This is a genomic window from Winogradskyella poriferorum (assembly GCF_050618035.1).
GTDB lineage: Bacteria > Bacteroidota > Bacteroidia > Flavobacteriales > Flavobacteriaceae > Winogradskyella > Winogradskyella poriferorum_A.
The window spans coordinates 1-209 of record NZ_JBODPY010000335.1 but is presented as its reverse complement, the minus strand read 5'-3'; the positions used below and the strand labels follow the sequence as shown (position 1 = coordinate 209).

General features: G+C 34.9%; 1 pseudogene. It reads right to left on the bottom strand.

The features are described 5' to 3' along the window. A pseudogene (locus ACRHOC_RS15985) lies at positions 1-209 on the bottom strand (cysteine desulfurase); the annotation flags it as partial.

Sequence of the window (209 nt, the reverse complement as noted above, 5' to 3'; positions counted from 1 at the left end):
CTGGAGCAATTGGAAGCGGTACATTTAAAAGTCTGTATGTACTTTGTTCAAATTTATTACACGACCCATTAAATGAGATATCAGGTATTGCATTCTTAAGCACTGCAATAAAATACGTTTTGAGGACAGTTACGTGCTTATGTTCCTCCTCTAACTTGCAATAAGAAATTTTAAGGGCCTCATCCATTCCTGCTATATTATGAATAGAT